At 59.3% G+C, this 21,621-nt stretch carries 17 protein-coding genes and 1 pseudogene; 13 read left to right on the top strand and 5 right to left on the bottom strand.

Features of this window, described 5'->3' with window-relative positions; all coding sequences use genetic code 11:
- The first annotated feature begins 327 nt into the window (after window positions 1–327).
- Window positions 328–1,689: an IS110 family RNA-guided transposase gene (locus tag EYD00_RS22230; protein WP_034498021.1), complete on the top strand. Its 1,362-nt coding sequence runs from the start codon at window positions 328–330 to the stop codon at window positions 1,687–1,689.
- Window positions 1,690–2,583, top strand: a pseudogene (locus tag EYD00_RS22235) (IS3 family transposase); the annotation flags it as partial. It lies immediately after the preceding gene.
- A gap of 177 nt (window positions 2,584–2,760) precedes the next feature.
- Here EYD00_RS22235 and EYD00_RS22240 read toward each other — a convergent pair.
- Window positions 2,761–4,827, bottom strand: coding sequence for an ATP-dependent helicase (locus EYD00_RS22240; protein WP_034498016.1), 2,067 nt, complete (start codon window positions 4,825–4,827; stop codon window positions 2,761–2,763).
- Between the two features lie 410 nt (window positions 4,828–5,237).
- On the opposite strand from EYD00_RS22240, the gene EYD00_RS22245 reads away from it, so the two are divergent.
- The 7 genes from EYD00_RS22245 to EYD00_RS22275 all read left to right on the top strand — a co-directional run bounded on the left by EYD00_RS22245 (window position 5,238) and on the right by EYD00_RS22275 (window position 13,017).
- Window positions 5,238–5,975: a carboxylesterase family protein gene (locus tag EYD00_RS22245; protein WP_034498014.1), complete on the top strand. Its 738-nt coding sequence runs from the start codon at window positions 5,238–5,240 to the stop codon at window positions 5,973–5,975.
- 198 nt (window positions 5,976–6,173) lie between these two features.
- Window positions 6,174–7,244 (top strand): LacI family DNA-binding transcriptional regulator, encoded by a 1,071-nt coding sequence (locus EYD00_RS22250; protein WP_034498012.1) that lies wholly within the window; start codon window positions 6,174–6,176, stop codon window positions 7,242–7,244.
- A gap of 5 nt (window positions 7,245–7,249) precedes the next feature.
- On the top strand, window positions 7,250–8,851 hold the full coding sequence (locus EYD00_RS22255) for an FAD-dependent oxidoreductase (protein WP_034498010.1): 1,602 nt from the start codon (window positions 7,250–7,252) through the stop codon (window positions 8,849–8,851).
- 49 nt (window positions 8,852–8,900) lie between these two features.
- Entirely contained in the window at window positions 8,901–10,172 is a 1,272-nt protein-coding gene (locus tag EYD00_RS22260) for an ABC transporter substrate-binding protein (RefSeq protein ID WP_034498008.1), read from the top strand.
- Window positions 10,173–10,182: 10 nt separating this feature from the next.
- On the top strand, window positions 10,183–11,115 hold the full coding sequence (locus EYD00_RS22265) for a carbohydrate ABC transporter permease (RefSeq protein WP_034498006.1): 933 nt from the start codon (window positions 10,183–10,185) through the stop codon (window positions 11,113–11,115).
- Window positions 11,105–11,947, top strand: a complete 843-nt coding sequence (locus tag EYD00_RS22270; protein WP_006697331.1) for a carbohydrate ABC transporter permease — start codon at window positions 11,105–11,107, stop codon at window positions 11,945–11,947. Before EYD00_RS22265 ends, EYD00_RS22270 begins: the two co-directional genes overlap by 11 nt.
- A 17-nt stretch (window positions 11,948–11,964) precedes the next feature.
- Entirely contained in the window at window positions 11,965–13,017 is a 1,053-nt protein-coding gene (locus EYD00_RS22275; RefSeq protein ID WP_034498004.1) for an ABC transporter ATP-binding protein, read from the top strand.
- Between the two features lie 60 nt (window positions 13,018–13,077).
- Here EYD00_RS22275 and EYD00_RS22280 read toward each other — a convergent pair whose 3' ends face one another.
- Genes EYD00_RS22280 through EYD00_RS22295 form a run of 4 tightly spaced genes read right to left on the bottom strand, consistent with a single transcriptional unit; the run spans window position 13,078 to window position 16,568 of the window.
- On the bottom strand, window positions 13,078–13,815 hold the full coding sequence (locus EYD00_RS22280) for an ABC transporter ATP-binding protein (protein WP_034498002.1): 738 nt from the start codon (window positions 13,813–13,815) through the stop codon (window positions 13,078–13,080).
- Entirely contained in the window at window positions 13,812–14,657 is an 846-nt protein-coding gene (locus tag EYD00_RS22285; RefSeq protein WP_034498000.1) for an ABC transporter ATP-binding protein, read from the bottom strand. The genes EYD00_RS22280 and EYD00_RS22285 overlap by 4 nt, the downstream gene beginning before the upstream one ends.
- Window positions 14,644–15,543 (bottom strand): ABC transporter permease, encoded by a 900-nt coding sequence (locus EYD00_RS22290; protein ID WP_034497999.1) that lies wholly within the window; start codon window positions 15,541–15,543, stop codon window positions 14,644–14,646. Before EYD00_RS22290 ends, EYD00_RS22285 begins: the two co-directional genes overlap by 14 nt.
- Window positions 15,540–16,568 (bottom strand): ABC transporter permease, encoded by a 1,029-nt coding sequence (locus EYD00_RS22295; RefSeq protein WP_034497997.1) that lies wholly within the window; start codon window positions 16,566–16,568, stop codon window positions 15,540–15,542. The genes EYD00_RS22290 and EYD00_RS22295 overlap by 4 nt, the downstream gene beginning before the upstream one ends.
- Before the next feature lie 206 nt (window positions 16,569–16,774).
- On the opposite strand from EYD00_RS22295, the gene EYD00_RS22300 reads away from it, so the two are divergent.
- From EYD00_RS22300 to EYD00_RS22315, 4 genes are all read left to right on the top strand, one after another.
- Entirely contained in the window at window positions 16,775–17,488 is a 714-nt protein-coding gene (locus EYD00_RS22300; protein WP_004444769.1) for a FadR/GntR family transcriptional regulator, read from the top strand.
- A 67-nt stretch (window positions 17,489–17,555) separates the two neighbouring features.
- On the top strand, window positions 17,556–18,536 hold the full coding sequence (locus EYD00_RS22305) for a mannonate dehydratase (RefSeq protein ID WP_022563796.1): 981 nt from the start codon (window positions 17,556–17,558) through the stop codon (window positions 18,534–18,536).
- A 76-nt stretch (window positions 18,537–18,612) separates the two neighbouring features.
- Window positions 18,613–20,199, top strand: a complete 1,587-nt coding sequence (locus EYD00_RS22310; protein ID WP_034497995.1) for an ABC transporter substrate-binding protein — start codon at window positions 18,613–18,615, stop codon at window positions 20,197–20,199.
- A 262-nt stretch (window positions 20,200–20,461) separates the two neighbouring features.
- Window positions 20,462–21,565, top strand: coding sequence for a hypothetical protein (locus tag EYD00_RS22315; RefSeq protein ID WP_034497994.1), 1,104 nt, complete (start codon window positions 20,462–20,464; stop codon window positions 21,563–21,565).
- Window positions 21,566–21,621 lie beyond the last annotated feature (56 nt).

A 21,621-nucleotide genomic window follows, 5' to 3' on the forward strand; every position in this document is an offset into this window, starting at 1 on the left:
TGCTGGGTCGCACTCCAAGGGCAACGACGAGGCCGAGGAGATCAGGCGGCTGAAGAAGGAACTGGCTCGCGTCACTGAGGAACGCGATATCCTAAAAAACGATCACGGGCTTTGGTCCGCCTGTGCGCTGTAGAAACAGGTCGTGCTAAGCTTCCGGCCGGAGGGGAGTTGCCGACTGCTTATTGGAGGCTTTCGACCCCGTTAAAAAACGTGGCACATGGGCTGTTGCGAACTTGAGAGTGGTGACGCGGCTTCGACGGCGATCCCGGTTAGGAAAATGACGAACTTGCACAGGCCAGCCCCTCCTGAACCGAAGGAGGAGAAGCCATGCCCAAGACAAAATCATCCGCGCCGCAGAACCTCACCCGTATGAACCCCGGCGCAGCTGCTATCGACATCGGGTCCACGATGCACATGGCGGCCGTCAATCCGAACAGCGACGATATGCCAATCCGAGCCTTTGGCACCTTCACCCATGACCTGCATGATCTCGCCGCCTGGTTCAGATCCTGTGGCGTCACAAGCGTGGCGATGGAATCGACCGGCGTCTACTGGATACCGGCATTCGAGATCCTGGAGCAGCACGGCTTTGAGGTGATCCTGGTCAATGCACGCTACGCGAAGAACGTCCCGGGGCGGAAGACCGACGTCAATGATGCGGCATGGCTGCGCCAGCTGCATTCTTATGGCCTGCTGCGCGGAAGCTTTCGGCCGAATGCCCAGATCGCAACGCTGCGTGCCTATCTGCGTCAGCGAGAACGGCTGGTCGAGTATGCGGCCGCCCATATCCAGCATATGCAGAAGGCCTTGATGGAGATGAACCTGCAGCTCCATCATGTCGTCTCCGACATCACCGGCGTAACAGGCATGAAGATCATACGGGCGATTGTCGCCGGCGAGCGCGATCCCGACGTCCTGGCATCATTGCGCGATGTTCGCTGCCACTCCTCTGTCGACACGATCAGAGCATCGCTGATCGGTAACGATCGTGATGAGCATGTTTTTGCGCTTTCCCAATCGCTGCAGCTTTACGACTTCTATCAGCTAAAGATGATTGAATGCGACCGCAAGCTGGAGGCATCGATTGCTTCCATGACCGCCGAGCCTGAAGCCCCGCTTGCGCCGCTGCCAAAAATCCGGACGAAGACCAAGCAGACGAATGCGCCGTCCTTCGATGTCCGAGCCGCACTATACGGCCTTACGGGAGCAGATTTGACCCAGATTCACGGCCTCGGCTCTTCGCTCGCACTCAAGCTCATCGGCGAGTGCGGAACGGATTTGCGGGCATGGCCAACCGCCAAGCACTTTACATCATGGCTCTGCCTCGCCCCGGGCAACAAGATCTCGGGAGGCAAAGTTCTATCATCGCGAACACGTCGGTCGTCCAGTCGAGCGGCGGCACTGTTGCGATTGGCCGCAACCACGATCGGGCGAAGTGACACTGCCCTCGGTGCGTTTTACCGCCGGTTGGCCGGGCGTATCGGAAAGCAGAAAGCGGTGACAGCGACGGCACGCAAGATTGCAGTCCTGTTCTATAATGCACTGCGGTTTCGAGTGATATACCGCGATCCAGGCGCTGCGGCCTATGACGAGCGACACCGAGGCCGCGTCATTGCCAACCTCCAGCGCCGCGCCCGGTCTCTGGGCTATCAACTCGAACCCATGATTGCTGCAGAATGTGTTTCTTAGGAAAGCGGCCGCGTATTTCGCCAGGGATGCAAAGTGAAGTACGCGTTCATTGCTTTGCATCGCTTGCAGTTTTCGGTGCGGACGATGTGCCGCCTTCTGCGGGTTCACCCGAGTGGATTTTACACCTGGCTGAAGAACCCGCTGAGCAGGCGAGCCAATGAGGACAAGCGACAGACCGATCTGCTCCTGAAGGCATGGGAAGAGAGCGGCAAGGTCTACGGTTATCGCAAGCTGCACGACGACCTCCTCGATCAGGGAGAGATGTGCTGCCCGAACCGGGTCGCGCGCCTGACGCGTCTCGCCGGAATAAAGGCGCAGATCGGCTACAAACGCCGTCCCGGCATCTATGGCGGCAGACCGTCTGTCGTCGTCGATAATAAGCTCGACCGGCAATTCGACGTAGCAGCTCCGGACAAGGCCTGGGTCACGGACATCACTTACATTCGAACCTGCGAAGGTTTCGCTTACCTTGCGGTTGTCATCGACCTCTATTCTCGCCGGGTCATCGGCTGGGCAGTGCAGAGCCGACAGACCACGGACGTCGTATTGCAGGCGCTGCTCATGGCGGTGTGGCGACGCAAACCGAGAGACAAGGTGCTGATCCACTCGGATCAGGGCTCGCAGTTTACCAGCATGGACTGGGCCGCGTTCCTCAGGCACCACAATCTGGTTCACTCGATGAGCCGACGCGGCAACTGCCATGACAATGCGGTGGCCGAGAGCTTCTTCAATCTTCTGAAACGAGAGAGGATACGTCGCAGGGTTTACCGTTCACGCGATGAAGCACGCCAGGACGTGTTCGACTACATCGAAATGTTCTATAACCCGAAACGCAAACACGTCAGGAACGGGATGCTGTCGCCCGTCGAGTTCGAGAAGCAGAAGAAAATCTAACCCGAGGGTGTCTACGAAACTCGGGGCTATTCAATCGACCGTCTCGGGGTGAGCAAATGCAGGTCATGAGAAAAGCATTTTTGCAGTCAAAGCCATAAGCCGATAGCCCTCAATAACCACACGCTTCTAAGGATGGACACTAGTTTGCCCCAGATGCCGAGCGACTGGAACGAAAACCTACTTCCACATAGCCCTCATCCGCGCACCCACATCAATCCGGATCTGCTGCGCGCTGCGTTCCGAAGCGGCGGCTGAAACGAGTGGCCAGGTCATCGTCTCAAAAAACTGCAGCAAGGTCGCCGGTATGAAGCGGGTTCTGGCGGCGTAAACATGCCTGTCTCCCTGCTGGCTCTGCCCACCAGTGAAGAATCGTTGCGGCGTGATCAGCAACAGGCTGTCCTTGGCGCGGGTCATGGCGACATAGAGCAGCCGGCGTTCCTCCTCCAGTTCCTGGGTGGTGCCGACGCCGAGGTCGGAGGGGATGCAGCCGTCGACCACATTGAGGATGAAGACGGAGCGCCACTCCTGGCCTTTGGCGGAATGAATGGTCGAGAGGCTCAGATAATCCTCGTCGAGCAGCGGGACGCCTGCCTGATCGCTGGTGGCGTCGGGCGGGTCGAGTGTCAGTTCGGTCAGGAAGCGTTCGCTTGAGGGGTAACCGCCGGCGATCTGCTCGAGCTGCAGCAGATCAGCCTTGCGGGTGTCCGCATCCTCATGCAGGCGTTCGAGATGCGGCTCGTACCAAATCCGAGCCTGCCCGATCTGGCCCGGCCAGTCATGCGGCGCCTGCCGCAGGCCCACCAGCATTTGCGTGAAGGCTGCCCAGTCATCGCCGGTTTTCGGTGGCGGCGGAATTTCGGCGAGGGCAAGCAGCGGCTCTGGGTCTGTCGAAATCGCATCGAGAATATTGCCAGCCTTTTTTGGTCCGATGCCTGGCAGCATCTGCAGCAGCCGGAAACCGGCGACGCGGTCGCGCGGGTTCTGTGCGAAACGCAGCACGGCCAGCATGTCCTTCACATGGGCGCTGTCGAGGAATTTCAGGCCGCCGAATTTGACGAAAGGGATGTTGCGGCGGGTCAGTTCCACCTCGAGCGGGCCGCTATGGCTGGAGGTGCGGAACAGCACGGCCTGCTGTTTCAGCGTCATGCCGCTTTCGCGATTGGCGAGGATCTGGTCGATGATGAAATTCGCCTGCTCGGTTTCATCCTTCACCGTGACGAGCCTTGGGCGCTCGAGCGATACCCGTTCGGTCCAGAGGTTCTTGGTGAAGCGCTCGCGCGCGAGATCAATGACCCCGTTGGCGGCCGCAAGGATCGGCTGCGTCGAGCGATAGTTGCGGTCCAGCGTGATGATATCGGCCGCCGGGCTGAAGGAAGCCGGAAAATCGAGGATGTTTCGCACCGTCGCCGCACGGAAAGAATAAATCGACTGCGCATCGTCGCCTACCACGGTCAACCCGCGGCCACCTGGCTTTAGCGCCATCAGCACCGAAGCCTGCAGCCGGTTGGTATCCTGATATTCATCGACCATCACATGGTCGAAGCGGTTGCCTATATCATCAGCCAGAACGGGGTCGCTGACCATCTGGGCCCAGTAGAGCAGAAGATCGTCGTAATCGAGCACGTTCTGGACCTGCTTGGCCTCGACATAGGCCGCGAACAGTTCCTTGAGTTCGCTTTCCCAGTTCGCAACCCAGGGATAATGCTGGCGCAAGATGTCCTTGAGCGGCGTCTGGGAATTTACGACGCGCGAATAGATCGCAAGACAGGTGCCCTTTGTCGGAAAGCGGCTTTCGGTTTTGGAAAAACCTAGCTCATGCCGGGCAAGGTTCATGAGGTCGGCGCTGTCTTCGCGGTCGTGGATGGTGAAATCGATGTTGAGGCCGATCTGCTCGGCATAGATGCGCAACAGCCGTGCACCAATGCCGTGAAACGTGCCCGACCAGGCCAATGCATCCGTCATGATTGCCGAGTTTGCCCCGAGGACCTGCTTGCATATCCGTTCGACACGGCGCGCCATCTCGGAGGCTGCGCGCCGTGAGAATGTCATCAGCAGGATTCGGCGGGGATCGGCGCCATTCACGATAAGATGCGCAACACGGTGAGCCAGCGTATTGGTCTTGCCCGAACCGGCGCCGGCGATAATCAGAAGCGGACCGGCGACATGTCCATCCACCAGTCCAACACCATGTTCCACGGCCTTGCGTTGTTGCTCGTTCAGTTTTTCCAGATAGGCAACCGCCATCCTGCACTAATCCTCGATATCTGTTCTAGGCGAAGTTGCCTGCCCGAAAACGGCGGGCGACTGAGCCTGCGCCGCCGTTTCGCGTTCGTACCGCAATGATTAGCAAAGACTCAAACATCAAGCCAGAACAAATGCTGAACGTGAAGGCCTTGCTGCACAAGTCCGGTTGGCGCCATTACCTGATAGTTCGGTTTCCGAAGTCTCTTCCGCGAATGTTGCCTCAGGAGCGGAAGCGGATATGCTGTCGTCGCATCGCCGGAAATCAGATGAGGCGCTTGTCTCATTGGTTTGAATAAAGGGATATTTCATGTTTTCCGAGGCGCTTTTTCTGCTTTTCCGGGAGCGTTGAACCCTATCGGATTTAAGGGTCATTACCCCGGAAGAGGCTTATACACTGGGAGGAAAAAATCATGAGACGACTTAAATTCTACCTGATCGCTCTGGCCGCAATCGCTGCCTCGACATTTGCACAGGCCGAGCAGAAAGCGATGAAATCCGATGTCACCATCGCTTCTGACATCAACTACCTGCTTTATACGCCCAAGGATTACGCCGGCTCGAACAAGACCTATCCTCTTGTCGTCTGGCTGCATGGCGGCGATCAGGGCGGCAGCGACGTCGAAAAGCTACGGTCGAGCGGCTTGCCGAAAATGATTGAGGAGGGACGTGAGTTTCCCTTCCTGGTGTTTTCACCGCAAAATCCGAGCGAGGAACTACTTTACCCGATCGAGCGTGTTGCAAGCGTTCTTGAGGCGGTGGTGGCCAACCACCGGGTGGATCGGGAACGGATCTATCTGATCGGCTATAGCCGGGGAGGGTTCGGCGCATGGTCCATGGCAGAGCAGTTTCCTCAAACTTTCGCCGCGGTGGTTCCGATTGCCGGCGGCGGCGTTCGGCACTACCTCAATCGAACGAACGAGAAGGCGGCTTTCTGGGCCTTTCATGGTGCAGATGACGAGGTGATCCCGCTGTCCGATACAGTGGTGCTCGTGCAACGTCTTAAGGAGCTGAAACGCAATGTTCGGCTCACCGTGCTTGAGGACACGGACCATCAGGCGGTCGAGGGAAAGGTGCTGAACGACGAGGCGATGTGGACCTGGTTGCTTGAGCAGAAGCTTGCGGGCGAAAAAGCACCCTCGGGTCCGTAAATCCGGGCCGACCGCTGTTTTTTACAGCTGACATTGCCGTTTCTGCCGCGTTTTGCCGTTGCAGCGCAGGCTCGTGATAATCTGCGACCCTTTCAGCGAATGCACTTTATCGCTTGACTCCCTACGCGGAGATCGTGCTAATACGCATTAGCTGCTAATACGTATTAGCAGGGAACGGACGCCGGAGGAGGGCATGGCGTGTCCAGTCACAGACGTCTCACGCAGAACGATATTGCCAAGCTTGCCGGCGTCAGCCAGGCAACGGTGTCGCTTGTTCTGAACGGCGCGCCGGCAGCGGTCGCGCGCATCCCGGACGAAACCCGGGAAAGGGTGCAGGCCGTCATTCGCCAGACCGGTTATGTTGCCGATCCGATTGCGCGGCGCATGGCCAAGGGGCTGAACCGGATCCTCGGCGTTTTCACCTATGAGCCAGCATTCCCGAGCGCCCAGGCTGACTTCTTCACGCCCTTCCTGCTGGGCATCGAAGAAGAGGCGCAGCAGCAGGCTTATGATCTTCTGCTGCTGACGAGCGCCGGTGTCGGCGATAACCGCAAGATTTTCTCGGAAGGCAACAGGCTTCGGATTGCGGACGGCTGTCTGGTTCTCGGCCGCGAGTTCGATCGCAAGGAACTCGCCCGGCTGGTTTCGGAAGACTATCCCTTCGTCGCGATCGGCCGGCGTGAAGATGCCGGTGGTCCGGTTCCCTATGTCGGCGGCGACTACGCTGCGGGCACGCGTCAGCTCGTCGAAGACGCCATCGCGCTGGGACACACCAAGCTTGCCTATATCGGCCCGCATGGTCCAGCAGAATCGATTGCCGATCGCTGGCAAGGTTTCAGCGCGGCGCTCGCAGATGCGGCCACGATTGCCCTGCATATCAAGGCGGTCAACCGCCCGGCCGAGAAAATACTTGATGCCATCATTGAGAGCGGGGCCACAGTCGCCTTCTTCATAGAATTGGCCGATGCCGTGCGCGTCGAGGCGCTGGCGCGGGCGAGGGGGCTTGTCGTGCCGGACGCATTTTCGATGATCGTGCTTGGCAGTCATATCAGGGCCGCACGCAGTCCCGTGCGTTTCACCTCCTATGAAATTCCGCGCGAGGAGATGGGGCGGCAGGCAACCGCCATGCTGGTCAACCGCATCGAGACCGGCAGCGCCGGTGGGCAGATCCTTCTCAAATGTGAACCCGTCAAGGGAGAGACGTTGGGGCCGGCCCCGACCGGCTCGGCAACCAAGTCCTCAGTCAACAATACGGATGTGACGTCGTGAAAGACATGAAAACAGATATTCTCGTGGTCGGTGGCGGCCTTGGCGGCGTAGCGGCGGCACTGGCGGCCGCACGAGCGGGCAAACGCGTGATCATGACCGAAGAATACGACTGGATCGGCGGCCAATTGACCAGTCAGGCTGTTCCCTCGGACGAGCATACATGGGTCGAACAATTCGGCATCACCCGGTCCTACCGGGCGCTGCGCAACGGTGTGCGGCAATATTATCGAGACCATTATCCGCTGACGGAAGGCGCGCGCGCGTGGGGCGACCTTAATCCGGGCGGCGGATGGGTGAGCCGCATCTGCGCCGAGCCGCGTGTCAGCCTCGCGGTCATGGAATGCATGCTGATGCCCTATATTGGCGCAGGTCGCCTGACGATACTCAAGCCCTGGCGTCCCGTCGGGGCCGATGTGGACGGCGACCGGGTTCGCTCCGTGACCGTCCGCCATCGCGATAGCGGCGCTGAAGTCGTCATATCCGCCGATTACGTACTCGACGCCACCGAACTTGGCGATCTGCTGCCGATGACCGGCACGGAATATGCCAAGGGTTTTGAGGCGCAGTCGGACACGGAAGAACCGAGCGCGCCAGAGCACGCTCAACCGGACAATGTGCAGGCTGTCTCAATCTGCTTTGCCATTGACCATGTCGAAGGCGACCAGACGATCGACAAGCCTGAGAACTACGACTATTGGCGCTCTTATCAGCCGCATTTCTGGGGTGGTCCGCTCCTCGGCTTCACCGCGCCGCATCCGCGCACGCTGGAGCATACCACCCGCTCCTTCACGCCAAATCCCGATGATAACCCGCTGCTCGTCGATGCCGACCAGCGAAAGGGCGGCGGTGATGAGAATCTCTGGATTTTCCGGCGCATCGCGGCACGGAAGAACTTTGCGCCCGGCTTCTACCAATCGGATATCTGCCTCGTGAATTGGCCGATGATCGATTACATGGATGGGACGATCATCGATGTGACCGAGGAAGAAAAGGCGCGCCACCTGAAGGCGGCGGCAGATCTTTCTTATTCGGTCTTTTACTGGCTGCAGACGGAAGCGCCGCGCCTTGATGGCGGGCAGGGGTTCCGCGGGCTTCGGCTGCGTGGCGATATCACCGGCACCGACCATGGGCTTGCCATGGCGCCCTACATTCGCGAAAGCCGCCGTATCAAGCCGGTGACGCGCATCGTCGAGCAGGATCTTTCCTACACGGTTCGCGGCGAAAGAGGCGCGGTCCGCTATCGCGACAGCATCGGTATCGGCATGTACCGCATCGACCTGCATCCATCGACAGGCGGCGACAACTACATCGACGTGCCATCCTGCCCGTTTGAAATTCCGCTCGGTGCGCTGATCCCGCAGCGGGTGAAAAATCTCATCCCGGCCGGCAAGAACATCGGCACGACGCATATTACCAATGGTTGCTACCGCCTGCATCCGGTCGAATGGAACATCGGCGAAGTGGCCGGGATGCTTGCGGCGCACTGCCTGGAAAATGGCCTCACGCCACATCAGGTGCAGGAAGACGATGACCGCCTGGAAGCCTTCCAGACGCAGCTGACCCGTCAGGGCATCGAAATACGCTGGCCTGATATCGCGGCCTATTAGGACGGCGGTTTGCCGTCTCATCGAACCCATCTTTGGAGGAGGACCGGGAATGAACAATCATTTTAAACTGAAATCCACGGCATGTGCGCTTGCCCTGGTCGGCTCGCTTGCGCTTGCGGGCGGAGCGGTTGCGCAGGATGCGGTTAATCTGCGCATGACGATCTGGAGCGCCAACGAGGCGCATCTCAAGCTCTTCAACGAGATCGCAGCCGGTTTCAAGAAGGATCATCCAAATGTCAGCGTGACTTATGAGTCCCTGCCTTTCGATACCTACACGACTGCACTCACCACACAGATCGCGGGCGGCAACGCACCTGACATGGCCTGGATTTTCGAGACGTCGGCTTATGATTTCGTCAAGTCCGGGGCGCTCTACCCGCTGACGGACACACTGAAGGCTGCGCCGGGATATAATCTTGAGGAGGTGGGTGCCGGCGCCACGGAACGCTGGTCGCAGGACGGTACGCTTTACGCCTATCCGTTTTCGACCTCGCCCTTCGCCGTCTTCGTCAATAACGATCTCATCAAGGCTGCCGGTGCCAAGACCCCTGCTGACATGATCGCTGCCGGCGAATGGACGTGGGAGAATGCCATCGCAACCGCGTCGGCTGTCGCCAAGACCGGAAAGGGCGGGCTTGTCGTCCGCGATTTCAATTACCAGAGCTGGCAATATCTCACTTCCGTCTGGAATGGCTGGGGGGCTTCACCCTGGAGCGCTGACGGCGCGAACTGCACCATGGCGGAAAAGCCGATGGCGGCCGCCATTTCGTTCATCCACGACGCCATCTTCGACAAGAAGGCCATTCCGGGCCCCGGCGAGACGGTCGATTTCTTTGCTGGCAATGCGGCGATGACGATTACGCAGATCAGCCGTGCCTCGCTTCTGCCGAAGGACAAGCCATTTGGCTGGGACCTCGTGCCTCTTCCGAAGGGCCCTGCGGGCGATTATGCGCTGATCGGCCAGGCGGGTATCGGCGTCATGCAATCAGGAAAGAATGCCGAGACCGCGGCGCAATTCGTGGCTCACATGACCAATCCGGAAAATTCCGCCAAACTCAGCCAGTTCTTCCCTTCAGCGCGCAAGTCTTTGCTGAATGCGCAGGTGCTGAAAAAGACGAACCCGCTTCTCAGCGAGGAGCAGATCGAAAAGGTTGTCATCTCCGGCATCGCGACTGGCAAGGTCATGCCCGGCCACACCGGTTTTGCGCAGATCCAGCAGATCGTGCGTTCGAACCTTGACGCCGTCTGGCGGCCGCAGGCCGATGTGGCCGGTGCGCTTCAAAAAATCTGCGGCCAGATCGGGCCGCTCTTGAAGCGCTGAGGAGAAAACCATGGCTGTCGCGCAGGATATTGCCCGTACTCAGGATCGTCCGGCCTCGGCGCTCTGGACCATCGCGCGGCGCGACAGCCTTGCGGGATTCCTGTTCATCGCCCCGCAGCTGATCGGCATCGTCATCTTCGTTCTGATCCCGCTCGGGCTGGTGTTCTGGTATTCGCTGCATGAATGGAATGTGCTCGCCAACACCTTCACCTATACGGGTGCGCAGAACTACCGGATGTTGGTCGAGGACAGCAATCTTCGCGAAGTCCTTGGCGCGACGGCGATTTTTTCGGCCGGGCTCGTCGTGTTCAACCTTTCATTGGCGCTGCTTCTGGCCGTATTGCTGAACCAGAAACTGGCTGGCATCGTGATATTCAGGACGCTGTTCTTCTCGCCGGTCGTCGTTTCGCTGGTTGCCTGGACGATCGTCTGGGGGTTCCTGTTGCAGAAAAATGGCGGCATCAACGGCATGTTGCTGATGGCCGGCATCGAAGGCCCCAACTGGCTGCGCGAGGAAACGACCGCGATGATTTCAGTCATCGTCGTGCAGGTCTTCAAGAATGTCGGGCTTAACATGATCCTGTTTCTGGCGGCACTTCAGGGTGTGCCGAAAGAACTCTACGAGGCGGCCCGCATCGATGGCGCGCCCGCCTTCAAGCAGTTTCGTCGCATTACCCTGCCGCTGATCAGTCCGACGATCCTGTTAACCTCGATCATTACGATTGTTGGCTCGCTGCAGGTTTTTGCGCAGATCGCAGTTCTGACCCAGGGGGGACCGGGTCTCTCGACCACGGTGCTGGTCTATTACCTCTATCAGCAGGCCTTCCAGTTTCATTTCTTCGGCTACGGCTCGACGCTGTCCATCCTGCTGTTTGTGGTCGTCGCCGTACTGACCTTCGCCCAGTGGCAGATGCGCAAGAGGATCGTCTTTTATGAAAGCTGACCTTTCCCCACGCATGCAAGTCGCTCTTTACGGGGTGTTGTGCGTGCTCCTGATCCCGTTTGTCTTTCCGACCTGGTGGATGGTGACGTCATCGATCAAGCCGATCAGCGATATCTTCGCCTTCCCGCCGCAATTCTTCCCGCAAAACCAGGACTGGACGAGCTATTCCAAGGTCTTCGAGTTGCAGCCTTTCGTGCGGCAATACTGGAATTCCGCCTATATTGCCGCTGTGGTGACGGCAGGAACGATGATCATATCGTCCATGGCAGGCTATGCTTTTGCGCGGATCCGGTTTCCGGGCGCAAATCTCATTTTCATGGTCGTGCTGCTTGGCCTGCTCATTCCGTCGGAAGTCACGATCGTGCCGCTGTTTCAGATGTTTCTGAAGGCGGGCATGGTCAACACACACTGGCCGCTCATTCTTGTGCCGATCTTCGGTGCGCCCAGTGTTTTTGCCACTTTCGTCATGCGGCAGTTCTTCGTGACGCTGCCCGCCGAGCTCGAAGAGGCGGCGCGTGTCGATGGTCTCGGGCGCTTCAAGATATTCCGCAAGATCGCGCTGCCGCTGGCAAAACCAGCGCTGGCCTCGGTCGCGATCTTCACCTTCCTGCACTCCTGGAACCTGTTCCTTGAGCCCATCGTCTTTCTCTCCAGCGCAGAGATGTTCACGCTGCCGCAGGCGCTGACCCAATATACCGACGCCTATGGCGGACCGATGTGGAATATCCAGCTTGCCGCAGCGACGCTGACGGCGCTGCCCGTGCTCATCGTCTTCGTGATTGCCCAGAAGCAGTTCGTCGAAGGCCTCGCCCATACCGGCCTCAAGGGCTGAAGAACCGGATTTAATCGATGGCTAATGTAACCCTGTCCGACATCCGCAAAAGCTATGGCGCGGTAAAAACCATTCACGGCGTTGATCTCGATATCAGGGATGGCGAATTTGTCGTCCTCGTCGGACCCTCCGGCTGCGGCAAGTCGACCCTGCTGCGGATGGTCGCCGGTCTCGAAACGATCACGGGTGGTGAACTCAAGATCGGCGAGCGGATCGTCAACGATCTCGATCCCAAGGACCGCGACATCGCCATGGTGTTCCAGTCATACGCTCTTTATCCGCATATGACGGTCGCAACCAATATGGGCTTTTCGCTGGAGCATCGCGGCTCAAGCAAACAGGAAATTGCCGAGAAGGTGAACTGGGCGGCGGAGATCCTCGGTCTTACCGCATTGCTCGACCGTTATCCCCGCCAGCTCTCCGGCGGTCAGCGCCAGCGTGTTGCAATGGGTCGCGCCATCGTTCGCAATCCGCAGGTGTTCCTGTTCGACGAACCCCTCTCAAACCTTGATGCCAAACTGCGCGTCGTGATGCGTGGCGAGATCAAGGCTTTGCATCAGAAACTCAGGACCACCACGATCTATGTGACGCATGACCAGGTGGAGGCGATGACGATGGCTGACAGGGTCGTTGTGCTGAACGGCGGCCGTGTCGAGCAGGTCGGCACGCCGCTCGAACTTTACGACCGTCCGGCAAACCAGTTCGTTGCCGGCTTCATAGGCTCACCTTCCATGAATTTTCTGCCCGGCGTGATATCGCAAGCCGGTTTTGAAACCGGCGGTGTGGTCTTGCCATTGCCGGCCGCTGCCGCCGCTCTTGCGGGAAAAGGGGCGACTTATGGCATCCGGCCCGAGCACCTCGCCCTTGATCCCTCGGGCGTACCGGCCGAGATCCTGCTCGTCGAACCGCTGGGATCGGAAACGCAGGTCACCATGACACTGGGTGGTTCGCGGGTGCTCGGCGTTTTTCGCGAACGCATAGGCCAGGCGGTCGGCGAGGAGATAAGGATATCCCCGGCTTTGGACGGCATTCATCTGTTTTCGGACGAAAACGGCAATCGGCTGAACTGAGCCCCGGCGCGCGTTCAGACAGGTCCGGCCGCGGCGTTGCCATCTCCGCGACCGATCATCTCAAAGAAAGCTGCTTTCGAACAGCTCGCCTGAATAGGCGGCATGGGTAACGCCTGCTTCAAGGTCGGCCTTGGTTAGCTCATCCACAAAAACGCCGTTCTGCATCACCAGCACGCGGTCGCACATATGGGCGATGACAGCCAGATCGTGACTGACGAGAACAAAGGTCAGATCGCGTTCTTCGCGCTGGTCGGCAAGAAGGTTGAGGATTTCGGCCTGGATGGAAACGTCGAGCGCGGATGTCGGCTCGTCGAGCAGCAGGATCGGTGGTTCGAGGATCAGCGCGCGGGCGATTGCCACGCGCTGGCGCTGACCGCCGGAAAGTTCATGCGGGAACCGCTCGGCAAAATGCGCGGGCAGGCCAACCTGTTGCAGGGCGGCGGGAACCTTCGACCAGCCGTCGCCAAGCCCCATGGCGCGGATGGGCTCGGCCAGAGCCCGACCGATGCGGTGGCGAGGATGCAGTGAACCGTAGGGATCCTGAAACACCATCTGGGCCAGTTTCAGTTCGTCGCGGCTGCGGGTCTTGCCGACCGGTTTTCCATTAAAGCTTATCGAGCCGGTCCAGCCACCCTCCAGACCTGCCAGCGAGCGCAGCAAGGTCGATTTGCCGCAGCCGCTTTCGCCGACAATTCCGAGGGTTTCGCCTTTGTTGACCGTAAGGCTGACGCCGCGTACGACGTGGTTACGTTTTTCCTTGGCGCCGTAGACGACATCGAGCTTGTCTACCGTGATCATCGCATCACCTCCGCATCGATTGCCTGACGATCCAACACCTTGAGGCGCCTGACCGGATTGCGTGGATCGGGCATGGCCGCGATCAGGCCGCGCGTATAGGGATGCCGCGCATCTTCAAGCTTCGTCAGCGTTTCCACGACGCGCCCGCCATACATGACCATCACGCGTTCGCAGAACGCCGCCACCATGCGGATGTCGTGGCTGATGAGGATCAGGCCGGAATTGTTCTCGCGCACCATCTCGTCCAGAAGCAGAAGTACATCCTTGCGCACGCTGACATCGAGGGCCGAGGTCGGTTCGTCGGCGATGACAAGCTTCGGCTTGGCGAGCAGCATCATGGCGATCATCACCCGCTGCCCCATGCCACCCGATATCTGGTGTGGATAAAGCGCCATGACGCGGTCGGGATCGTTGATACGTACGCGCAGCAGCATGTCGCGCGCAGCAGCCCTTGCCGCCTGGCCGGTAAGCGCCAGATGCAGTTCGGCGGCTTCCGCCACCTGTTTGCCGATGGGTAGCACCGGGTTCAGCGAATAACGCGGGTCCTGCATGATCAGCGCCATCTCGCTGCCACGGATCGCGCCCATCTGCCGTTCGGTTTTTATGAGCAGCGGTTCGCCGAGAAAATCCATTTTCTCCGCCGTCACCGTCGCGCTCTTTGGCAAAAGGCGCATGGCGGCCCGGCCGGTGGTGGATTTGCCGGAACCGGACTCACCGACGATACCGACCCTTTCGCGGCCGACGTCGAAATTGACGTTGGAAACGGCGGAAATGGCATTGCGCCCAAAACGGACATTGAGGTCGCGTACCGAGAGTATGGGAGTGCTGTCAGGAACGGGCATGACGCGGATCCAGAAGGTCGCGCAGCGTATCGCCGGCGATGTTGAAGGCAAGGCTCGTCAGCAGGATGGCAATGCCGGGCATGACGGCGACCCACCAGTAATCGAGCATGAATTTGCGGCCGCTGGAGATCATCGCACCCCATTCAGGCAGCGGCGGCTGCGCCCCAAGGCCGAGGAAGCCGAGCGAAGCAGCCGTGAGGATGATGCCCGCCATGTTCAGCGTGAGGCGAACGATGACCGAGGGAATGCACATCGGCGCGATATAGAGAAACAGGATGCGCAGCGGCGAGGCACCGTAGAGGCGGGCGGCGGCCACATAATCGGTGTTTCGCACCACCAGTGCTTCCGCGCGGGCGAGACGCGCAATCGGTGGCCACGCCGTCAGCGAGATCGCGATGATCGCTGTTCCGAGACCGGCTCCCATCGCTGCCGCAAAGGCAAGTGCGAGCACGAGCGAGGGGAAGGAGAGGACGATATCGGTCGCGCGCATTAAGATGGCATCGGTGCGCCCGCCGAAGAAACCGGCCATGACGCCAATCGCAAGGCCGATCGGACCGACGATGACCGAGACCGACAGGACGGTCTGGATGGTGATGCGGGTGCCGTAGACGAGCCGGCTGAAAATATCGCGGCCAAACTCGTCGGTTCCGGCCAGATGCGCCCAGCTTGGCGGCTGAAGCGCGTTTTCGAGCGCCTGGCGGGCAGGATCGTAAGGCGCAATGAGCGGAGCGAAAATGGCGACCAGAACCAGGACCGCCAGAATGGCGAAGCCGAACATCCCAAGTGGCTCGTCTGCGAGTTTCCTAAGTGTCCGCACGGTTGTGGTCGACAGGCGCGACAGGACGCCGGGGCGATCAACGGTATTGTTTTGCGCGATATCGGTCATCGTGCGGCCTCCCGTGTGCGGGGATCAAGCGTGGTGTAGGCCAGATCGGCGAGGAAGTTGAGCAACATGAATATGAAGCCGATGACGATCGTGGCGGCGAGGATCGCATTCATGTCGCCGATGAGCAGCGCATTGGTCATATATTGGCCGATGCCCGGCCAGGAAAAGACGATCTCGGTCACCACGGCGCCTTCCAGCAGATTGCCGTAGGAAATTGCCAGTACAGTTATGAGCTGCACGGCGATATTGGGCAGTACATGGCGTGTTATGGTGCGTGCGGGACTGACACCTTTTGCCCGCGCCGCGATCACATAGTCCTGGCTCAGCTGTTCGAGGGTGAAGGCCCTCGTCATGCGGGTAATATAGGCCATGGCCATATAGGCAAGGATTACGGCCGGCAGGATGATGTGTCCGAGCGCGTTCCAGAAGATTTCCGTCTCGCCCGCAAGCAGGCTGTCGACCAGCATCAGGCCGGTTCTGGGTTCCACCAGACCCTCGTAGAACACGTCCACCCGGCCGGGCCCTCCGACAAGATTGAGACTGGCATAAAAAATGACGAGCCCGACAATGCCGAACCAGAAGACAGGTATCGAATGTCCAACCAGCGCAAAGACACGCGCGAACTTGTCGATGAACGTATCGCGAAACAGGGCTGCTGCAAGACCGAGGGGAACGCCGATGACCGTCGAGATGATGATCGCCAGGGTCGCGAGTTCGAAGGTTGCGGGGAAGGCCTGCGCCAGATCGCGCGTCACGGGATTGCCTGTCAGGATCGCGATACCGAAATCCCCATGCAGCAGACCACGCAAGTAAATGAAGAACTGCTGATAAAGTGGCAGATCAAGGCCAAGCCGCGCCCTCATGGCCTCATAGGCTTTTGGATCGGCAAGCTCGCCGACGATTGCTCCGACCGGATCGGTCGGCATCACACGGCCTATGATGAAGGTGATGCAGAGCAGGATGAAGAGGCTGACGATCAGTTGCAGAAAACGATGCCCAAGCCCGCGCAGTGAAATCTCCGTCATTGCTGGCCGCACTTCCTTGAGAGAAATCCGTCAGGGGCCGGCCCTTTGCCCGCTGCTCGCCGCAGACGCGCAATTCTCTTTTGTAAAAACTCTTGATGGTACTTCATCCCAACCCCTCCCTGAGTTAACATGAAAACATATGACGTGCCGCCACGTCATCATATGAGTAACGAAGGGATTCGTATTCTGCAAGAGGGAAGACTGGCATGATTGGCGACAAAGCGAGGCCGCGGGAGAGGCGGGCGCAACAGATCATCGATAATCTCAGCGCAGAAATTCGCAGTGGAAAACTGAAAAATGGCGACCAGCTTCCCACGGAGCCGCAATTGGAACGCGCTTATGGCGTGAGCCGGACGGTGGTCCGCGAAGCGATTGCCGATTTGCGTTCTGCCGGTTACGTCGTCCCTATCCAGGGCAAGGGGGTTTTTGTCAGTAGCGACAGTGAATGGGCCGGCGTGAAACTGACGCAGTCTGAAGTTGGCACCATTGCCGAGACGCTGGAAATGCTGGAGTTCCGCCTGGCAACGGAAGGGGAGGCGGCGGCGATCGCAGCCTATCGCCGGACGGCCCAGCAGGAAGCGGCAATCTCCGCGGCGCACCGGAAAATGGCCCGTGCCATCGACGCTGGCGAATCGACCGTCGATGCGGATTACGAATTCCATTCGGCCATCGCGACCGCAACCAATAACCGCTTCTATCTGGAGGCATTGCGCCAGTTCGGTTCACGCTCGATACCGCGTGGGCAGTTCCCAACGTTGCCTGAAACCGGCGACGCGAATTATCTTCGCAAAGTGCAGGCCGAACACGAGGCAATCCTGCGCGCCATCGTCGAGCAGGATCCCGATGCGGCCCGAAAAGCCATGCGTGAACACATGCTGGCAAGCCAGCGGCGATACAGGCTGCTCTCGGAGGCGCAATAGCATCTCGACACTCATCTTATTTCATGCGATGTCATATGATGACTTGCATGGAGAGAGGAGAGAATCGATGTATGTCGGCACCCAGGTTGCTGCGCGCGATGACGAGGATTACAAGGTCTGGGCGCAGCTCGGCGTCAAAAACATCAGCGCGGATCCGCCCGGAGCACCCGCGAGCTGGACTTTCGAGGATTTCGAGCGCCACCGTGACAAGGTCGAAAGCTTTGGGCTTGTCCTTGATATGGTGCAACTGCCGTTGCCGTCCCGGCCCATCGAGCAGGCGTCATATCCCGATATCCTGCTTGCCGGCCCGGATCGCGACCGGCAGATCGATGCCGTCTGCACGATGATCGAAAACATCGCGAGGGCTGGAATTCCTGCCGCGAAATACAATCTCAACCTCATTGGTATTCCGCGCACGGAGATGGAGCGCGGCCGTGGCGGTTCGCTCAACGAGGCATGGCGCTGGGACAAGGCGGACCATGATGCCGCACCGGGCCTCGCCGGCGTTCTGTCCGAAGACGAGAACTGGGAACGCATCGACTACTTCCTCGAACGCGTCGTGCCGGTTGCCGAAAGCAACAGGGTGCGTCTCGCCTGCCACCCCCATGATCCCTATACACCGCCAGGCTACAGGGGCGTCACCCGTGTGCTCGGAACGGTCGATGGGCTGAAGAAGTTCGTGCAGATGCGCGAGAGCCCCTATCACGGCCTGAATTTCTGCCAGGGGTCAATCGGCGAGATGCTTGATGATCCGCGCGAGGAGATCGACGACATCATCCGCTGGTTCGGCAGCCGCGACAAGATTTTCAACGTCCACTTCCGCAACATCAGCGGCGGGAAATTGTCCTTCATGGAGACTTTCCCCGATGAGGGGGACATGGACATGGTGCGCTCGCTGAAACTCTATCACGAACTCGGTTATCGCTACATGATCATGCCGGACCATGTGCCGACGATTGCCGGACGCGATCCCGTCGGCGTCGCTTTCGCCTTCTGCTACGGCTACATCGCAGCCTTGATCGAAGCACTTGATAACAAACATCTTTGACCGTTTTGGCCCGCGACGCTCCGCTGCGTCGCGGCTTTTCCCGAACATCAATTACCGATCTGTAGGAGGAGCAGGTATGAAAAAAACATTGATCCGTCTCGCATTCACCACCGTTCTTGGCGCCCTGCTCGTGCAGGGATCGCCCGTCGCGGCCAAAACCCCCAACGACCAGCTGGTTATCGGCACGTCGCTGGCCCAGGTGCTGTCACTCGACCCCCATCAGGCCACCGAGGCAAAAGCCAACGAAATCATGGCCAATCTTTATGATCGCCTGATCTCGGTGGACGGTTCCGGCAAGGTTTCGCCGCAGCTCGCCGAGCGCTGGGAAACGGATGAGAAAGGCATCACCTTTCATCTTCGCGAGGCGAATTTCGCCTCCGGTAACCCGGTGACCTCGGCCGATGTGGTTTATTCGCTCAGCCGCCTTCTGAAGATGAACCAGGCGGCCGCAGCGAACCTCAAGCGCGTGGGCTACAATGCCGACAACATCGACAAGCTGGTAAGTGCTCCGGATGAAAAAACGGTTCGCGTCGATCTTTCGGGTGAAACGACTTCGGAATTGCTGCTTTATCGCCTCGCCATGGTCATTGCCAGCGTGGTCGACAGCAAGGAACTGAAGTCCCACGAGGTCAATGATGACTGGGGGAATGCATGGCTGAGAACGAATTCGGCCGGCTCCGGCCCTTTCACCCTCAACCGCTGGTCGCCGAATGAGATTATCATTCTGGAGGCGAATAAGGACTATGTGGCCGGCAGCCCCAAAATGCGCCGCGTCATCGTGCGGCATGTGCCGGAAAGCCAGGTTGAGCGCCTGATGCTGGAGCGCGGCGATATCGACATCGCCAGCGCGCTGACGGCTGCGGATCTCGCGATCTTCAACAACAAGGACGGTTTCCAGATCCAGCGTGTGCCGACGGGCGGTTTTTACGTCCTGTCCATGAATGCCGGCAAGGAGCCTCTGTCCAACCCCAAGGTCCGCGAAGCGATCGCCTACGGCATCGACTATAAGGGCATGGAAAAGACCATCATGGGTCCCTACGGCCGGGCGCGCACGGTGCCGGTACCAGAGAATTTCGAATATGCCATTCCGAGCCCGGATTGGAAGCTCGACGTGGAGAAGGGAAAAGCGCTCCTCAAGGAGGCCGGCTACGAGAACGGTTTCACGCTCAATCTGAAGACGATCGCGCAGACGCCGCGCATCGACCTCGCCACCGCGATCCAGGCCACGCTCAGCCAGATCGGTATCAAGGTCAATATCCAGCAGGGTAACGGCTCGGACGTGATTGCGGCGCACCGCGCGCGGGATTTTGATCTGCTCATCCCGCAGACCGGAGCCTACATGCCGAATGTTCTGGGCTCGATGGAACAGTTCTCCAGCAACCCGGACAACTCGCTTGCCGCCAACAACGCCGGCAATTTCGTCTGGCGCTCGGCCTGGGATATTCCGGAACTGACCGCGCTCACGGCAAAGGCGTCACTCGAGCCTGATGCCAAGAAGCGCGGGGAAATCTACACCCAGATGCAGGAAATGTTCGTCGCGCAGAAGCCGGCGGTGCTGCCGATGTTCGAGAGATTCGAGCCGATCGTGCTGAACGCGCGCGTCAAGGATTATGTGGGCCACCCCAGCCAGACGACCCGGCTTGAAAAGGTCACGAAGGACTGACGGCAAAGGACAATTTGCGAAACAGGTGACGGGCGGTTTTACCGCCCGTTTTTTTGCGTGACTGGGCAAATGCGCCCGGGTCTTCTCCCGCAGTTTGACCAGGTAGACAGCGCCGGTACGGGAAATAGTCGTGCGCCATCCCATAATTTCAGGGGGTTTTCTCAAGGACTTCATCGGTTTAGACCGTGCGGCAACTTTTCCTACCGTCGGGCGAGAGTCGCGAACTCCGCTCACCTACCTCCCGAAGAATGCGTTGACGACTATGAACCTTGCACAGATAAAACTTCCGTCTCGGCCACTCAGCCTCAAACGTGGCGTCATTTCGGTGCCGGCAGCCTATTATTTCTCAGTTCCCGTGCTTCTCGTAATCACGATTGTCATGCTGGTAGCCGAAGGCCCGGGCGTCGTGCGTGACTACAAGATCAGCCAGGATCCGCTGGAGATTGAAAACGGCGATATCAGCGGCAGCTGCAAGACACGCAAGGCGATCTTCACGACCTGCAAGGCCGATCTTTCCTACGACCATGCGGGCGTGAGCTACAAGAAGGATGTCGAGGTCATGTTCGTCGATCTCCATTCCGGCGATTACGAAACCGGGCTGGTCATCTCCGCGACGAACCCGGAACTCGCAACGATTTCGCTGGGTCTGGACATGCTCTGGAACCGCATCATTACACTCGGCGTGTTCGTCTTTCTGCTTGGTTTCGGCAGTCTCGCCATGCTGTTCACACTTGTCCGCATGCTGCGGGTCCGCCTGCAGCTACGCAACCCGGCCCCTTTGACCGTTATTCCGGTGGCGCTGACGGCCGTTGCCGAAAAACGCAGCCGCCTTTTTGTGACCTATGCCGATACGGTCAGAGACGATAAAACCAAGCGGCAATCCTTCACGCATCTGGAACGGGGTCGCATTCCCGTTGTCATCGGCAATACCGGCAAACAGGATGTGGCACTTGCAGTCCTGCATGGTAACGGCGCCTTGCCTGTCCTGCTTGACGATCAGCTGGAGCGGATCGACCTGACGGAACAGGAGCGGGCGGAAGCTCTCGCATCGCTCGCCCCGATGGTCGCGCACGAGACACAGGAGGCTGCCGCCGCCCGGGCCGCGTCGATGAACAAGGGGCCCGGTCTCCTGCGCCGGCTCGGGACTTTCGTCGCCATCCTCGCCGTCATCATGGTGGCGGTGATGGGCTACTGGCTGTGGTATGTCACAAGCGCTCCGTCGCAATTCAATTCCCCCGGCATGGACATCAACAACATGCTGCCGGCGGCACTCAACGAGTGGGGCTGCGCCCGCCTGCAAGAACGCTTCTCTGACGGCCGGGCTCCGTTTGGCTGCGCCGCCGCGGATTATCAAAGCTGGAAATAAAGGGTTTTCCTTTGTGCAGTCGGGTCGGTTTGCCAAAAGCGTTACAGCCTGGCACA

Source organism: Agrobacterium sp. 33MFTa1.1, from assembly GCF_004328495.1.
Lineage (GTDB): Bacteria > Pseudomonadota > Alphaproteobacteria > Rhizobiales > Rhizobiaceae > Agrobacterium > Agrobacterium pusense.

Excerpts from the sequence above, each read along its gene's own strand:
- EYD00_RS22290 (WP_034497999.1), bottom strand. The coding sequence starts at position 15,543 with ATGACCGATATCGCGCAAAACAATACCGTTGATCGCCCCGGCGTCCTG.
- EYD00_RS22275 (WP_034498004.1), top strand. The coding sequence starts at position 11,965 with ATGGCTAATGTAACCCTGTCCGACATCCGCAAAAGCTATGGCGCGGTA.
- EYD00_RS22255 (WP_034498010.1), top strand. The coding sequence starts at position 7,250 with ATGAAAACAGATATTCTCGTGGTCGGTGGCGGCCTTGGCGGCGTAGCG.
- EYD00_RS22305 (WP_022563796.1), top strand. The coding sequence starts at position 17,556 with ATGTATGTCGGCACCCAGGTTGCTGCGCGCGATGACGAGGATTACAAG.
- EYD00_RS22310 (WP_034497995.1), top strand. The coding sequence starts at position 18,613 with ATGAAAAAAACATTGATCCGTCTCGCATTCACCACCGTTCTTGGCGCC.
- EYD00_RS22230 (WP_034498021.1), top strand. The coding sequence starts at position 328 with ATGCCCAAGACAAAATCATCCGCGCCGCAGAACCTCACCCGTATGAAC.
- EYD00_RS22265 (WP_034498006.1), top strand. The coding sequence starts at position 10,183 with ATGGCTGTCGCGCAGGATATTGCCCGTACTCAGGATCGTCCGGCCTCG.
- EYD00_RS22240 (WP_034498016.1), bottom strand. The coding sequence starts at position 4,827 with ATGGCGGTTGCCTATCTGGAAAAACTGAACGAGCAACAACGCAAGGCC.
- EYD00_RS22260 (WP_034498008.1), top strand. The coding sequence starts at position 8,901 with ATGAACAATCATTTTAAACTGAAATCCACGGCATGTGCGCTTGCCCTG.
- EYD00_RS22245 (WP_034498014.1), top strand. The coding sequence starts at position 5,238 with ATGAGACGACTTAAATTCTACCTGATCGCTCTGGCCGCAATCGCTGCC.
- EYD00_RS22300 (WP_004444769.1), top strand. The coding sequence starts at position 16,775 with ATGATTGGCGACAAAGCGAGGCCGCGGGAGAGGCGGGCGCAACAGATC.
- EYD00_RS22270 (WP_006697331.1), top strand. The coding sequence starts at position 11,105 with ATGAAAGCTGACCTTTCCCCACGCATGCAAGTCGCTCTTTACGGGGTG.
- EYD00_RS22315 (WP_034497994.1), top strand. The coding sequence starts at position 20,462 with ATGAACCTTGCACAGATAAAACTTCCGTCTCGGCCACTCAGCCTCAAA.
- EYD00_RS22285 (WP_034498000.1), bottom strand. The coding sequence starts at position 14,657 with ATGCCCGTTCCTGACAGCACTCCCATACTCTCGGTACGCGACCTCAAT.
- EYD00_RS22295 (WP_034497997.1), bottom strand. The coding sequence starts at position 16,568 with ATGACGGAGATTTCACTGCGCGGGCTTGGGCATCGTTTTCTGCAACTG.
- EYD00_RS22280 (WP_034498002.1), bottom strand. The coding sequence starts at position 13,815 with ATGATCACGGTAGACAAGCTCGATGTCGTCTACGGCGCCAAGGAAAAA.